This window comes from Pseudomonas sp. NFPP24 (genome assembly GCF_900112095.1).
Taxonomy (GTDB): domain Bacteria; phylum Pseudomonadota; class Gammaproteobacteria; order Pseudomonadales; family Pseudomonadaceae; genus Aquipseudomonas; species Aquipseudomonas extremorientalis.
Map to the genome: position 1 here is coordinate 121,270 of NZ_FOKD01000004.1, position 15,150 is coordinate 136,419.

General features: G+C 60.0%; 10 protein-coding genes. 4 read left to right on the forward strand and 6 right to left on the reverse strand.

The window, feature by feature from the left end; all coding sequences use genetic code 11:
* Positions 1-3: 3 nt before the first annotated feature.
* The 3 genes from tcyL to BM026_RS10105 all read right to left on the reverse strand — a co-directional run bounded on the left by tcyL (position 4) and on the right by BM026_RS10105 (position 2,749).
* Positions 4-669, reverse strand: coding sequence for a cystine ABC transporter permease (gene tcyL, locus BM026_RS10095; protein WP_010214112.1), 666 nt, complete (start codon positions 667-669; stop codon positions 4-6).
* The gene (tcyJ, locus tag BM026_RS10100) at positions 669-1,463 is read right to left on the reverse strand and encodes a cystine ABC transporter substrate-binding protein (protein WP_092248589.1); all 795 of its coding nucleotides are present in this window, start codon (positions 1,461-1,463) and stop codon (positions 669-671) included. The genes tcyL and tcyJ overlap by 1 nt, the downstream gene beginning before the upstream one ends.
* Positions 1,464-1,753: 290 nt before the next feature.
* The gene (locus BM026_RS10105; protein WP_093513580.1) at positions 1,754-2,749 is read right to left on the reverse strand and encodes a D-cysteine desulfhydrase; all 996 of its coding nucleotides are present in this window, start codon (positions 2,747-2,749) and stop codon (positions 1,754-1,756) included.
* Between the two features lie 165 nt (positions 2,750-2,914).
* Here BM026_RS10105 and epsC point away from each other — a divergent pair, with 165 nt between their 5' ends.
* On the forward strand, positions 2,915-3,841 hold the full coding sequence (epsC, locus tag BM026_RS10110) for a serine O-acetyltransferase EpsC (RefSeq protein WP_071492510.1): 927 nt from the start codon (positions 2,915-2,917) through the stop codon (positions 3,839-3,841).
* Between the two features lie 5 nt (positions 3,842-3,846).
* On the opposite strand, the gene BM026_RS10115 is transcribed toward epsC, so the two are convergent.
* The gene (locus BM026_RS10115; RefSeq protein WP_093528375.1) at positions 3,847-8,928 is read right to left on the reverse strand and encodes an NEL-type E3 ubiquitin ligase domain-containing protein; all 5,082 of its coding nucleotides are present in this window, start codon (positions 8,926-8,928) and stop codon (positions 3,847-3,849) included.
* A 342-nt stretch (positions 8,929-9,270) separates the two neighbouring features.
* Between BM026_RS10115 and betT the strand changes: the two genes are divergently transcribed.
* Positions 9,271-11,232, forward strand: a complete 1,962-nt coding sequence (betT, locus tag BM026_RS10120; RefSeq protein WP_175507942.1) for a choline transporter BetT — start codon at positions 9,271-9,273, stop codon at positions 11,230-11,232.
* Between the two features lie 97 nt (positions 11,233-11,329).
* On the opposite strand, the gene BM026_RS10125 is transcribed toward betT, so the two are convergent.
* Together BM026_RS10125 and BM026_RS10130 are read right to left on the reverse strand one after the other, a co-directional pair.
* Entirely contained in the window at positions 11,330-11,785 is a 456-nt protein-coding gene (locus BM026_RS10125) for a DoxX family protein (protein WP_256575405.1), read from the reverse strand.
* 44 nt (positions 11,786-11,829) lie between these two features.
* Positions 11,830-12,561 carry an SDR family oxidoreductase gene (locus BM026_RS10130; protein WP_093513577.1) on the reverse strand — a complete coding sequence of 244 codons (732 nt, stop codon included), beginning with the start codon at positions 12,559-12,561 and terminating at the stop codon, positions 11,830-11,832.
* 120 nt (positions 12,562-12,681) lie between these two features.
* On the opposite strand from BM026_RS10130, the gene BM026_RS10135 reads away from it, so the two are divergent.
* Together BM026_RS10135 and BM026_RS10140 are read left to right on the forward strand one after the other, a co-directional pair.
* Positions 12,682-13,572, forward strand: a complete 891-nt coding sequence (locus tag BM026_RS10135; protein WP_071492506.1) for a LysR family transcriptional regulator — start codon at positions 12,682-12,684, stop codon at positions 13,570-13,572.
* Between the two features lie 161 nt (positions 13,573-13,733).
* Positions 13,734-15,062, forward strand: a complete 1,329-nt coding sequence (locus BM026_RS10140) for an OprD family outer membrane porin (RefSeq protein ID WP_093121675.1) — start codon at positions 13,734-13,736, stop codon at positions 15,060-15,062.
* The last annotated feature ends 88 nt before the right edge of the window (positions 15,063-15,150 follow it).

Genomic DNA, 15,150 nt, shown 5'->3' on the forward strand with positions numbered 1-15,150 from the left:
GCTTCAGGACTCCAGGTCATGCCGGTTGACCCGGTCTTCCAGGCGATTTTGCAAGTGCGCCAGGATGCTCGCCAAAATCCAGTAGATCAGGGCAGCGGAGAGATACATGGTGAAGATTTCGAAGGTCCTTGCCGACACCAGTTGCGCCTGACGGAACAGCTCGGGCACCTGGATGGTGGCGGCCAGCGCCGTGTCCTTGACCAGCGAAATGAAACTGTTGCCCAGCGGCGGCAAGGCCGTGCGCATTGCCTGCGGCAGGATGGCCCGGCGCAGGGTTTGTGCGCGGGTCATGCCGATACTGGCGGCGGCTTCCCATTGGCCGCGCTCGATGGAACCGATGGCGGCACGCAGGATTTCACAGGCGTAGGCAGCCATGTTCAGCGAAAAGCCGATCATGGCTGCCGGGATCGGATCCAGCTCGATGCCCACTTGCGGCAAGCCGTAGTAGATCAAAAACAGCTGTACCAGCAAGGGCGTGCCGCGAAAGAACGACACGTAGACTCGGGCGAGCCAACTCACCAGCTTGAAGCGCGACAGGCGCATCAAGGCCAGGCCGAAGCCCAGCAGCAAGCCGAAAAACATCCCGCCGAGGCTGAGGATCACCGTGTAATACGCGCCCTTGAGCAGAAAGGGCGCGGAGTCCAGCGCGAGTTGGAAACCTGCTTCCATTATTGAGTGACGTCAGCGTTGAAGTATTTCTCGGACAGCTTCTTCAAGGTGCCGTCGGCGCGCAGTTTGTCGAGGGCCTTGTTCACCGCATCCAGCAGTTCTGGCTCACCCTTGCGCAGGGCGATACCGGCTTCCTGGCGGGAGAAGGCATCGCCGGCTGCAGCGGTGTCCGGGGCTTTCTTGGCGTACTCCAGGGCGGCCAGGCGGTCGATCAGGATGGCGTCGATACGGCCGATGCGCAGGTCCTGGAACTTGGTCGGGTCGTCGTTGTAGGTCTTGATGATGGCTTTGGGTTGATTGTCCTTGAGCCATTGTTCGTAGTTGGTGCCCAGGCCTACGCCGACTTTCTTGCCGGCCAGGTCGTCGGCGGTCTTGATAGCGTCGACGTTTTTCTTCAGGACCAGCGCCTGGATACCGGAGACGGTGTAAGGCTGGGAGAAGTCGTATTTCTTTTTACGTTCTTCGGAGATGGTCACCTGGTTGACCACGGCGTCCAGGCGCTTGGATTCCAGGGCGGCGAGGATGCCGTCCCATGGCGTCGCTTGCAGCTTGACCTTCACGCCCAGCTCCTTGGCCAGGGCTTCGGACAGTTCCACTTCGAAACCGCTGAGCTTGCCGCTTTCATCGACGAAGCTGAACGGCGGGTAAGTACCTTCCAGGCCGATCTTGATCTCGCCGGCTTTTTTGATGTTGCCCAGTTGTTCACCCGCGACTGCCTGGCCGATCAGGCCAGCCCCGAGTGCCAGGCCCAGAGTGCCAACCAGCAACGTGCGACGGAATACAGAAATAGTCATGAAGAGCCCCTGTGTTTTTATGGTGTGCGAAGCAGGTGACGCAGTAGTCGTATCCTGCCTTAAAGCGCGTAGCGCGTCTTCGCCTACGGCGCGACTATAAGGCCGGTTTTTAAGACTTGAAAATAATATAAATTAAATCTGATATTCCAATAAGAAATATATAGAGGTTCTAATGTGGGAGGGGGCTTGCCCCCGATAGCGGTGTAGCAGTCACAGAAGTCATGGCTGACACTCCGTCATCGGGGGCAAGCCCCCTCCCACATGTTGGTCCACATTTAGCCCGCGTTGATTCAGTTGAAGGCGCTCTTGTAAGCAAACAACGCGGGCGCGCCACCGGTATGCAGGAAAATGATCGGGCCATCCTCGAAGCGCTGGCGCCCGATACCGTCCAGCAAGCCGGCCATGGCCTTGCCAGTGTAGACCGGGTCCAGCAGCAGGCCTTCCTGGCTCGCCAGCAACTTGACCGCCGCCAGGGTGCCTGCGTTCGGTTCGCCATAGCGCGGGCCAAAATATTCGTCCCACAGGATCACCTTGAAGGCTTCGGGAATATCCACACCCAACAATTGGGCGGTGCGTTCGGCCAGGCCCTGCACTTTCGGGAACTGTGCTTCTTCGGTGCGCGATACGGTGATACCGATCACGGGCAACTGCGGCAGCACTTCGCTCAACGCCAGGGCCAGGCCGCTGTGGGTGCCCGCACTGCCGGACGCCAGCACCACGGCGGCAAACTCGATGCCGCTGGCTTCGATCTGCGCGGCCAGCTCCAGCCCGGCGCGCACGTAACCCAGGGCGCCGAGTGCATTGGAGCCGCCGATGGGCACCAGGTATGGCTGCTTGCCGTTGCTGCGCAGGCGGTCGGCGACGGCACTGAGTTGGTCGTCGACGTTGTCGAGGTTCTCCACCAGCTCCACCTTGGCGTCGAACAGGTCCAGCAGCAGGCGGTTGCCGTTGCCCAGGTAGTTGGGGTCTTCGGTGCCGGTGGGGTTCTCCAGCAGCGCGACGCAGCCCAGGCCGAGCTTGGCGGCCAGCGCGGCGGTCTGGCGCACGTGGTTGGACTGGATCGCGCCAGCGGTCACCAGGGTGTCGGCGCCTTGGGCGATGGCATCGGCGGCCAGGTATTCGAGTTTGCGCAGCTTGTTGCCGCCCATGGCCAGCGGTGTGGTGTCGTCGCGCTTGACGTAGATATCCCTGCCCAGCCAGGCCGATAGCCGCTCGAGTTTTTCCAGGGCGGTGGCGCCACCCAGCAGTTCCAGGCGGTTAAAACGGTCGAGCTGTTGTTTGATCATGGCTACGCACGGTTGATGAGGATGGGGCGACTATAGGCAGGCACTTTTCATCGGGCAACCGCCAATCGCTTATTCCGGAAGGTTCTTAGCATTGCACCATTGGTTCTTAAGGGCGGCCAGGGTGCATACCGTAAAGTGAGTGCCATTACGTCAGGAGTGAAAACCGTGAGTGAGCGTTCCAGTCATTGGCAATTACAGACCATCGTCAGCCAGTTGCGCGGCGCCCGGGACCAGTGGCGAACGCGCAATGGCCGTTTGAGCGGTGAGCATGGTGGCCGCGAGTTGCCTTCGCGTGAAGCGGTGGCGCAGATCCTGGAGTCGTTGTGCGGCGCGTTGTTCCCCATGCGCCTGGGCCCGGTGGACCTGCGTGAAGAAAGCGAAGACTTCTATGTCGGCCACACCCTGGATGTGGCGCTCAATGCCCTGCTCGGCCAGGCGCGCCTGGAACTGCGCTACGCCGCGCGCCAGAGCGGCGAGGACGACAGCGCCGTTAACGCCCACGCCATCCGCCTGATCCAGGATTTCGCCCTGGCCTTGCCGTCCCTGCGCAGCCTGCTGGACACCGACGTACTGGCCGCCTACCACGGCGACCCGGCCGCTCGCAGTGTGGATGAAGTGTTGCTGTGCTACCCCGGCATCCTGGCGGTGATTCACCATCGCCTGGCCCACCACCTGTACCGCGCCGGCCTGCCGCTGTTGGCGCGCATCAGTGCCGAGATCGCCCACTCGGCCACCGGCATCGACATCCACCCCGGCGCACAGATCGGCCCGAGTTTTTTTATCGACCACGGGACCGGCGTGGTGATCGGCGAAACCGCGATCATCGGCGAGCGCGTGCGCATCTACCAGGCCGTGACCCTGGGCGCCAAGCGCTTCCCGGCGGATGAGGACGGGCAGTTGCAGAAGGGCCACCCGCGCCACCCGATTGTCGAGGATGACGTGGTGATCTACGCCGGCGCGACCATCCTGGGGCGCATCACCATCGGCAAGGGTTCGACCATTGGCGGCAACGTGTGGCTGACCCGCAGCGTGCCGGCGGGGGCGAATATCACCCAGGCGAACCTGCAGCATGATGACGGCACGCAAAAGTGAGCATGTCAGCGTTCAAGCCGCTCCAGTGACAGGTGGGTCTGTTCGCGCAGCCACTCCATGCGACGTTCCGACAGGTCATTGTAGAGCTGGTTGTACAGGTTCTCGGACATGACCTGGTCCGGGACGACTCGGTCCTCGATCTGTAACTGTTCGATCCGGGACTTCAGTGCCTCGCGTTTTTGCGTTTTCTCCTGCTCGTTCAGACCCTGCGCCTGGGCAAACGCTTTTTGTTCGGTATCCAGTTGCTCCAGGCTTTCCAACTGTTGAACCGTGTTTTCTTCGTTGGCTGCGTAGTCTTTTGCGTAGCGTTCCTTCAGGAAGGGCTCCCAGTAGGGTTCCTGCAACATGCGGTTCACCAGTCCGTCGCCTTCACTCAAGTCTTTCACGGCTTTGCCCGCATGGATGATGGAAGACTCAGGCACATCGGCGGTGTTTCGATACGTCATGCTGTCGCTGACCCAGGGCAGGTTGAGGCTTTTCGACAGGCGTGTCTGGTAGGCCAGGTAAACCTCCACCTCGTCGACGCTGCCGGGCTGTCCATCAACAACCTGGGTGGACAGTCGCAGTCCCTGGCCACCTTGATTGGCAGGTTTGAGACGGTTGGCGATGTCCGCCCGGGCGACATCGTTCACCATCTTGAGCCTCGCGGCGCCTTGGGCTAGACGGGTGATTGTCTCTTCATGTTCAGCTTGCGTTCGACTGTATCGCCTGGCCGTGGTGGCGGTGACCTGAATCCCCATTTCGGTGAATATCTGGCGGCTTGCGTCCGGGCACAGCCCCGGGAAGCTCGACATTTTGAACAGCTCCTGACGCAGCATCGTGTCTTCGTGCATGCTCAACAGCATATGCCGCACCTGATCGGTCAGGATTCTTCGGTTTTGTTCGTAACGCATCTGGTCCATCGGGTCCTCGAAAGCCTCGGGTTGCTCCAGTTTCTTGATGACCTCGAAAAAACCCTGGGAGCCTTCTTCATTTTCCAAGTCAAACCAGACATTGGCAAAACGTATCTGGTTTTCATCGTCCAGGTCATCCACCCAAAAGTCAGCATCGCCCTTGGGCGGGTAAGTGCGATAAGGGTCCAACCCAAAGTCAGTTTTGTGCTCGTCCCAAAGGGCCCTGGCTTCAGGCGTGAGGGTTGCGCGGTCCAGCCAGGTGTTAGCCACGGTAAATGCCTCTGCGGACTCCCTGGCGACCTCTGGAATTGTGGTAACGGGGTTGCCGCGAAGGTACAGGTCAAAAGACGCGTCTCGCTCGTGCGCAAAGAGACCCGCGGGCCATTCGCTGATCCCTGTGTGGGACAGGTCCAGCGCCCTCAGGTCGCGCATGTGACTAATATCCGGTACCCGTCCCAGAGGGTTTTTTGAAAGATCCAGCCCCTGCAACCGCCGCAGTTTTTTCAACTGCTGGACAGCGGTGTTGTCCAAGGCAATAGCGTTGTTGCTCACGTCAAGGGCTTTGAGCGAGCGCATGTTTCCAATGGCCTCGGGCAGCGTGACCAGACGGTTATCCGCTAAATCAAGCGCCTTCAGTTTTGGGAAATGCGCCAGGAATGGCGTATGTTCAGCGGCAAACCCACTGCCATTCATATGCAAGTGCGTGACCAATCCCAACTCAAAGGGCAGCACGGGCAGTTCAGTCGGCAGCACTGTATCGCTCAGGTCCAAGTACACGTCGTTGCCTGCCGTATTGAACTCGTCGTGCAGTTTTGTGTACCCCTCGCGCCAGGCTTCTTTCAACTTCTTGGTAAATGCCTTCCTGGCAAGCACCTCTTCCAGCGAGTTGCGATAAGGAAATCGGGTACTGTCTTGCAAATAGGTGTGTAGCGCCTTGTCTAAGGCTTTGCCTTCGGCTTTCAGGTTTTCCAGTTGTAATCGCCCCTCTTCACTCTCGGCTTTTTCAGCGAAGCGTTTCACGCCTTGCTCGGACATCCCCGGCAGCCAGTGTTTGATATCCCCCTGCACCGTAACGGGATTTACCTCGACATCGACCACGCGGCTCATGCTGTTGCCGCCACCGAGCAGGATCAGTGTTTCACGTTCAGGATGGGTGGGGATAGGCGCCTCGGCGAGGGTCAAGCGCCGTTCGGTGGGCGCTTTGTTTTTTTCAATCAGCCATGTGCGCAGTGTGTCGCTATCGCGCAAGGAGCTCTCGGGCGGCAATGCCTGGAATACAGCATTGTAGAAGTCAGTTGGGCCGTGTATCAGCTTGCCTCCGGCGTCGAACACCCGATACTGGCCTTTTCGGTTACGCACCAGGATCTTGAGGTGTGCGGCATCCTCTGCGCCGACCTGGGTTCTCAGGTCGCCGGTAGGGGTTCGCTCACGCACCTGGATACGCAGATTCGCAAAACTGTCTGAGTGAATTCTGAGGGTATTGAGTGCCAGGTTTTCGGTGTGTGTCGAGGGCGGGGTACCCTGGACAAGCTGTTCGAACATGCGCGTACTGCGGACTTCGAAATCCAGCTCCCGCGCTTGGTTTTTTACCTCCAATGGAAGGCGTTTCTTTTCACTCATAATGCTCAGGTGGCGGCGACGGGTATGGCGAACCAGGCTCTGAGCGATACTCAGGGGGAGGTCCGGGTACTGGCTGCGCAGCAATTGGATAGAGGGCTCGTCGCTGGCCTCCTGGCGGGAGTAATCGCTGTGGGCGAGGGAGGCGCTTTGCTGCTCGACATACGCGGCCAGCCGTTCACGCAGCGCTTGTACGCGCTCATTTTCAGGCAACTGTTTGCCGAGTAACTGGGTCAGTTGTGGTTCATCCAGGTAGTCCACGACTTTTTCCGCCAGCCTGCCGGACATGACATCGGCGATGCTCAGGCTCAGGGTATCGGCGCCTGTTGCTTGTGCATTGCCATAACGACGGGGCGTGCCTGATAAATCGCTACGCGGGTACACCAGCAAGGCTTTGTCGCGAGGCCAACCCTCAAGCTCGGTGACCATTTGTTCGAACCAGTCCGACGACGGGTCAAGGGGCTGGCCTGTACGGATAGCGTCTCCGGCCTCTCTGATGCCCTTCTCACTGTTAAAGCGTTTGAGGGTATCGGCCAACAAGGGTGGGGTGGGTTCATTGTTGACATACATATGGCGTAAATCCCCGAACTCGACACCGCTTATCTGCCGTACCTGCTCCAGTTCACCGGCCGTCAGACCGTTTGTCTGTGGCCCGAAGCGTCTCAGCAGGCGAGCATTGTTCCAGGTCCTTGGCTGTTCACCGGCCAGCACGCACGCGCCGCTGCCATTGAGCGCCACGGGAGGCTGGTAGGCACTGGGGCGTTTGGGATGGGCAAGGGTGTACGTTTGGGTGACAGGGTCCTTGCGGACTTCATAGTGGTGGTTTTCCACTTTCACAATCTGCTTGCCCTGATGGTGGTGAAGGCCATTTTCGTGCGCAATGGAGGTCTCGGGCAGGCGCAGGTTGGTATGTTGGTAAGGCGCGAGGTCAGGGGCCCAGAGGCGCGTCTGCGCGGAAGGTGTCTGTACGGGTTGGAGTTGCTCGACAAACGTGGACAGTTTCACCTTGGCAATTTCACCCACTTTACCTCCCGCTTCGAACAGCGCGAGCTGCAGCGTGTTCTCTGCGATCGAGAGCAGATGTTCTGCCGCTTCGCGCTGCAAGCCTTCGGCCCAATCGACGATGCCTTCAAATACATCGTCGAGCATCTGGTAGGTGGTGTAGGCCAACATCAACTCCCCCAGCAAGGGAACGAACGGAGTGATGACCAGGAGCGCGGCATTGAAAATGTCCGAGAGCATTTTTTCCAGGTTGTCCCACCACTTCCAGCGCGCCATGCGGTCGGCGTAGGCTGTGGAGATGGCAATCTCTCGGGCGTCGTTCACGCATTTGTTCAGTTTGACGCGGTAGAGGTAGTGCCAGAGATCATCCTGGCCCGGATTTTCGCCACGGTTTTGAATATCGTCACGAACAGCCAGGGTGCGAAATTGCAGGTTGGGGGTTTCTACCGGCTCTGGGCGCCAGTTGGGGCGGCTGTCCCCAGGTTCTCTGTCGTGCCAGCGCACAGTGGAAAGCAACTGATTGAGTTGGTAAAAAAAGCGCCCACGTTCCTGATGGGCCACGAACTGGCTGAAGAACTGCTGGTAGCTGGGGCGGGATGGGTCGGCGCCAGGCGTGCGGTCACGCAGTTGGCCGGTCAACTCTTTGACGAAGGCCGGGGCCGAGCTGTAGTCCTTGAGAGGGTGGGCGGGGTCATCAGGGATATAGACCAGGATTTTATGAAGCGCTGCGTCCAACCGTGCGGGGGCGATGATGAAAATGCCCGGCAGGCGTGTATCCAGCAGGCTCAGCGCGTAGACGTCCATCGTTTGCCCGCCCAGTTGAAGCGGGCCGTCTCTTTGGAGCAGCGACTGAATGAGGGTGTAACTGTCTTCGGTGATGTCTTTTTTGGCGAGCGCCACGTGAGCGGCACTGTTGAGGGCGGCTTTCAGGTTGTGGATGACTTTTTGTCGGAAGGAGGTGGCGACCGAGGCATTGCCGAACCCCACTGTCAGGGTGAGGTTTTGCATATAGCGCGCACCGATATCCAGGTTTCGGCACAAGGTTTTGAAATGGTCGGCGGTGAGGGGTTGACCTGTCACCCTGTGTTTGAACGTGAGTATCTCACGCTGCCCACGGGCATCCTCTGCCGAAAGGAAAGCGTAATCGACAAAGGTTTCCGAAGCTGAAAAGTTGTGCAAGGCGGCGTCGAGCAGCGTCGTTGTCCGGACGGAGACACCCGGGTGCGTCCCGAACGTCCACCAGGGCAATGTGGCCGGCGCGTATAGACGGATCGAAGTATTCGACACATCAATAGCGCCGTAGTCACGCAGGGCATTTTTCAGCAAGGGCTCGGCGAAGGCCTTAATGTCGGTGAGTTTCTCGAATAGCGTGTCCAGCGCGTTCTGGCTGGCCCAGTGGGTGTCCAGGGCGTGCTTGAAGGGCAGGCGCTGCTCCGAGCCAGGGGCATTGCGATAGAGTTCCGTGAAGTCTGGGCGCTGTTTTTTCAACGCCGCAAAACGTTGCAGTGACGTGCTCCGCAACCATGGCGGCAATTGTTGCCGGATAAAATCAAAATGCTTCAATGTCTCTGGCATGACTGAATGACCTCAGGTGGGCAGTGGTCATTCGATTGTGGTGAATGCAACAGGAGGCAGGCTGCACATATTGAAAGGCGTGCTGAACGTTTTTCAGCGCGATCCGTCATACCTTTCCTTGAGCTTGTGTAGGAATCACCTACCACTCAGCCCTGCGATTAGTCCCAGACAGCCTATCCATGTTTAACTTGAATGCTCGTTCAAGTTAAACCCGGTGGTTCGCTGCCCGCTCACAACAGGAGGCTTACCTTTGCTGAGTCCGTTTTTCACAGCCATATCCCTCATCCTTGGGGTGCATCGTTCATGAGTGCATCGTCCACCCCATCCAGCGGCCTGGTGCGCATGAATGCGCCGGTCTTCTACTTTGCCGCGACGTTTATCCTGCTGTTCGGCATCACCGTCATCGCTATCCCGCAACAGGCCGGTGCCTGGCTGCTGGCGGCGCAAAACTGGGCGGCCAACACGGTCGGTTGGTACTACATGCTGGCGATGACCCTGTATCTGGTCTTCGTGGTGGTCACCGCGCTATCGGGCTACGGCAAGATAAAACTCGGTGCCGACCACGACGAGCCCGAATTCAGTTACCTGTCCTGGGCCGGCATGCTGTTCGCCGCCGGGATCAGCATCACGCTGTTCTTCTTCTGCGTCTCCGAGCCGCTGACGCACCTGGTGCAACCGCCGCAGGGCGCGCCGATGAACGCCGACGCTGCGCGCCAGGCCATGCAGATCCTGTTTCTGCACTGGGGCCTGCATGGCTGGGGCGTGTTCGCGTTTGTGGGCATGGCCCTGGCGTACTTTGCCTACCGGCATAACCTGCCGCTGGCGTTGCGCTCGGCGCTGTACCCGCTGATTGGCAAACGCATCAATGGCCCCATCGGTTACGCGGTGGATGGCTTTGGCATTATCGCCACGGTGTTCGGCCTCGGCGCGGATATGGGTTTTGGGGTGCTGCACCTCAACTCCGGTCTCGATTATCTGTTTGGCATTGCCCATACCCAGTGGATCCAGGTCGGTCTCATCACGCTGATGATGGGCGCCGCGATCCTGGTCGCTGTGGCCGGCGTCGACAAGGGCGTGCGGGTGATGTCCGACATCAACATGCTGCTGGCCTGTGCGCTGCTGCTGTTCGTGTTGTTCGCCGGGCCTACCCAGCATTTGCTTAACACCCTGATCCAGAACATCGGCGACTACCTGGGCGCCTTGCCGACCAAGAGTTTCGACGTATACGCCTACGACAAACCCAGCGACTGGCTGGGTGGCTGGACCGTGTTCTACTGGGCCTGGTGGATCGCATGGTCGCCGTTCGTGGGCCTGTTTATCGCACGGATTTCCCGTGGTCGTACCATCCGCGAATTCGTGTTCGGCGTGCTGCTGATCCCGCTGGGTTTCACCCTGGCCTGGATGTCGATCTTCGGCAACAGCGCCATCGACCAGGTGCTCAACCACGGCATGGCCGCGCTCGGCCAGTCGGCCATCGATGATCCGTCGATGAGCCTCTACCTGCTGCTGGAAACCTACCCCTGGAGCAAAACCGTCATCGCGGTCACGGTGTTTATCAGCTTCGTGTTCTTCGTCACCTCGGCCGACTCCGGCACCGTGGTGCTGTCGACCCTGTCGTCCAAGGGCGGCAACGCCGATGAAGACGGACCGAAATGGCTGCGTGTGTTTTGGGGGGCGATGACCGCGCTGGTCACCAGCGCCTTGCTGTTCGCCGGCAGTATTGATTCGCTCAAGTCAGCGGTAGTACTGACCTCGCTGCCGTTCTCGATGATCCTGCTGCTGATGATGTGGGGGCTGCACAAGGCGTTCTACCTGGAGTCGCAAAAGCAGATCGCCCAGTTGCATTCGCTGGCGCCGGTTTCGGCGGCGCGCAAGGGCCGAGGCGGCTGGCGTCAGCGTTTGAGCCAGGCGGTGCATTTCCCGTCGCGGGATGAGGTGTATCGCTTCCTGGAATCAACCGTGCGTCCGGCGATTGAGGAGGTAACGGCGGTGTTCGTCGAGAAGGGCCTGAGTGTGGTCACCCAGCCCGACCCTTCCAACGACAGCGTCAGCCTGGAAATCGGCCATGACGAGGAACATCCCTTCGTCTACCAGGTGCAGATGCGCGGCTACTTCACGCCGTCGTTCGCCCGTGGCGGCATGGGCTCCAAGGAGATCAACAACCGCCGCTACTACCGCGCGGAAGTGCACTTGGCCGAGGGCAGCCAGGACTACGACCTGGTGGGCTACACCAAGGAGCAGATCATCAACGACATCCTCGACCAGTACGAACGGCACCTGCAGTTCCTGCACTTGGTGCGTTGAGGTTCAGGCCCTGATGTACAGGGCCAGTGCCACTCACGGCGCGCCGAACACGCCACTGCCGATCACCAGCTCTGACACCTGGGCTGGCCGGCAGTGACTACCCCTTGCCCAACGCACTGTCCAGGGAGTAGTGGCCTGCACCGCGAAACACCAGGTACAACGCTAGCAGCGCCATCAGTACCGGGTACTCGATGCCCCGGTCGATCCATGCCCACGTCGGCCCCAATAAGTAAGCAATGGTCAGCATCTGCACGGTCATCATGGCCGCGACCAGCCGTGTGCCCAGGCCGAGGATCAACAGCAACCCGCCCACCGCTTCCAACAACGCGACCAGCAGGCCGATCAACTCCGGCTGCGGCAGGTGCAGGCGGTTCTCGATCAGGTTGATGGATGCCGCCATCGGGTCGGCCATCGAACCATGTGCACGGCCCAGCAATTTGGGCAGGCCGTGGGTGAGCATGATTACCCCGAAACCTGCGCGCAGCAGCGCGTAGGCAAGGGGTTCGGCAAAGCGGTAAAGCGGGGCGAGTGCGGGGATCGATAAGGTTGGCATGAAAGAACTCCACAAAGTGAACATCGCTGGCCCAGATGTACGACTCAGACCAGCCCGCCATTGGCGCGCAGGATTTGCCCATTCACCCAGCCACCGGCCGGGCTCACCAGAAACGCCACCACGCGGGCGACATCTTCCGGTTGGCCCAGGCGTTCCAGCGGCGGCATCTTAGCCATGCCCTGGATCTGTTCTTCGGTCTTGCTGTGAAGGAACAGTTCGGTGGCGACCGGGCCTGGCGCCACCGCGTTGACGGTAATCCGGCGCCCGCGCATCTCTTTAGCGAACACTTGAGTCAGGGATTCCACCGCCGCCTTGCTGGCGATGTACACCGCGTAGCCGGGGAAGTTGAGGCCGACGGTACTGCTGGAAAAGTTGACGATGCGCCCGCCGTCGTTCAGGCGCGTGGCGGCTTCACGCAGGGCGTTGAAGGTGCCACGGGTGTGGATATCGAAGTTCTGGTTGTAGAGCTCATCGCTGTGCTGGGCCAGGGGCAGGGTCTTGAGGATGCCGGCGTTGTTGATCAGTACGTCGACCTTGCCCAACTGTGCCTCGGCCTGGTCGAACAGGCGCGTGATGTCGGCGGGGTTGGCGACGTCGCCTTGAATCGCTATGGCCCGGTGACCGGCCTGGCGCAGTTCCACCACCAGTTTCGACGCCTCGGTGGCACTGCTGGCGTAGTTGATGGCCACGGCGTAACCGTCGGCGGCGAGTTGCTTGGCAATGACGGCGCCGATTCCACGGGAAGCGCCGGTGATGATTGCTACTTGAGTCGTCATGATCTGGGTTCCTTTAACGGTAGGTGGAAGCAGGTTCACATGTTTACCCAGGGCGATAAATGCGCCAGAGTTGCCTTGACTGTTCAATAATCGCCAACAATAGGCGCGACGGAGTGCAGCGTGGATCAAGTCAAGGCCATGAAGGTTTTCGTGCGGATTTACGAGCGTTCCAGCTTCACGCTGGCGGCCGATGACCTGAATCTGCCCCGGGCGACCCTGACCCACACCCTCAACCAGTTCGAAGCGTGGCTGGGCACGCGCCTGCTGGAGCGCAGCACCCGTCGCGTGCGCCCGACCCTGGATGGCGAGGCGTATTACCAACGCTGTTTGCAGTTACTGGCGCAACTGGAAGAGGCCGAACTGGCATTTCGCAGCGTGGCGCCCAAGGGCCGTTTGCGCGTGGATTTGCACGGTACGCTGGCCAAGTATTTTGTGGTGCCGGCACTGCCGCAATTCATGGCGCGTTACCCGGAGATCGAGCTGTCGATCAGCGAGGCGGATCGCTTTGTCGACCTGATCGCCGAAGGCGTGGATTGCGTGCTGCGCGCAGGCGCCCTGGGTGACTCCGCGCTGATCGGCCGACGCGTCGCCAACCTGCGCCAGGTCACCTGCGCAAGCCCTGCGTACTTGCGTAAATACGGCGAACCCAAGAGCCTGGCCGAGCTGAGTGAGCACCGCGCGGTGAACTATGTTTCGCGCACCACGGCCAAACTGTTTCCCTTCGAGTTCATGGTGGACGGCGAGCTGCAGGAAGTGAGTATCCAGGGTGCGCTGTCGGTGTTCGGCGCCGAGATTTATTCCGCCAGCGCGGTGGCGGGATTGGGCATTATCCAGTGCCCGCACTACCGCATGGCCGAATTGATCGAGCAGGGCGTGATGCGTGAAATCCTTCCTGACACACCGCCGCCGTCGATGCCGGTGTCGGTGTTGTATCCGCAGAACCGGCACTTGTCGCCGAGGGTGCGGGTGTTCGTCGACTGGCTTGCCGAAGTCTTCGAAAATGCCCGCTAAGCCGTGTAATAGAAGGGTTTCTTAAATTTAATTTCATCCGTTCACGCCACGGTTTGACGCGTAACTGTCATCTGGTCACTGCGTAATTGTGTGAAGCGTTTGACGCTTTCATTTCAGAACAGTGACGGAGACCGGTACCAATGAAGACGTTGATAAGCCCTATGGTGGGTGCCGCCATGGCGAGCTTTATGCTGTCCGCCCATGCCGATTTTATCGATGACAGCCACGCCGATGTGACCCTGCTCAACCGCTACCTGAACCAGCAGGGGCGTGACGTGGTGAACAGCAACGCCAAGGCCCACAGCATTCGCGATTGGGGCCAGGGTTTCGAGTTCAACTTCAAGTCCGGCTACACCGAAGGCCCGGTGGGGTTTGGCCTGGACCTGCAGGCGTTCTATGGGTTGAAGCTGGACTCCGGCGGCGACCTCAACGACAAGGATCACCAGGGCCGCTACCCGGGCAGCATGTTCCCGCTGGACAACGGCAAGTCCGCCGACCAGTTCGGTGTGTTGAGCCCGACGTTCAAGATGCGTTTCGCCAAGGATGAATTGCGCTTGGGTACGCTCTACGGCAACAACCCGGTGCTGGCCAACACCGACGGGCGCCTTTACCAGCAGACCAACACGGGTGTACAGCTGGTGTCCAAGGACCTCAGTGACTTCACCTTCACCGGCGGCGATATCTTCAAGACCAAGATCCGCAACGAAACCGGCGACCAGGGCATGATCACCGCCGGTGGCACCAAAGAGAGCGATCGCTTCCTGTTCGGCGGTGCGGACTACACTGGCATCCAGAACACCACGGTCAGCCTGTGGTACTCCAACCTTGAGGATTACTACCAGCAGTTCTTCCTCGGCGCCAAGCGGCATGACGCCTTGTCCGTGGGCGCGATCGACACCGACTTGCGGGTGTTCCGCAGCCTGGGCGTGGGCGGCAACGCCGATGGCGACAAAGACTACGCAGCCGCCGGCCTCTACGGTGACGGCACGGGCAAGGGGCGTATCAACCAGACCACCGCCAGCCTGCTTGAGAGCTACAGCCTGGACGGCCACACCGTCGGCCTGGGCATCCAGAAGAACAGCGGCGACAGCGACTTCCCCTACTTGGATTCCGGCCTGAACAGCGGCGACAACCGCCAGGGCCCAGGCTCAGGCGCCGACACGCCGGCGCTGACCAACATGCAGTTGAATAAATTTCAACACGCCGGTGAGCGCACTTGGCTTGCGCAGTACAAGTATGACTTCGGTAAGCTTGGCCTCACGGGCCTGACGTTCTCCGCCGCCTATGCCCACGGCGATGACATCCGCACGGCGCAAGGCACTACCAGCGAATGGGAACGTAACGTCGCCGTGGCGTATCAAGTGCCTACCGGCACCCTCAAAGGCCTGGGTGTCACCTGGAAAAACGCCCATGCCAGCCCGGACATCAGCGGTGCTACCGTGCAAGATGAAAACCGCTTCTATGTGAGTTATGTCGTTCCACTCTGGTAGGCAATTGCTGTAGAACGGAACGGCAGACTTAAGCGATTCAGCTGGTTAAAAGGCCTGGGAATACCCTTATTCCCAGGCCTTATTTGCC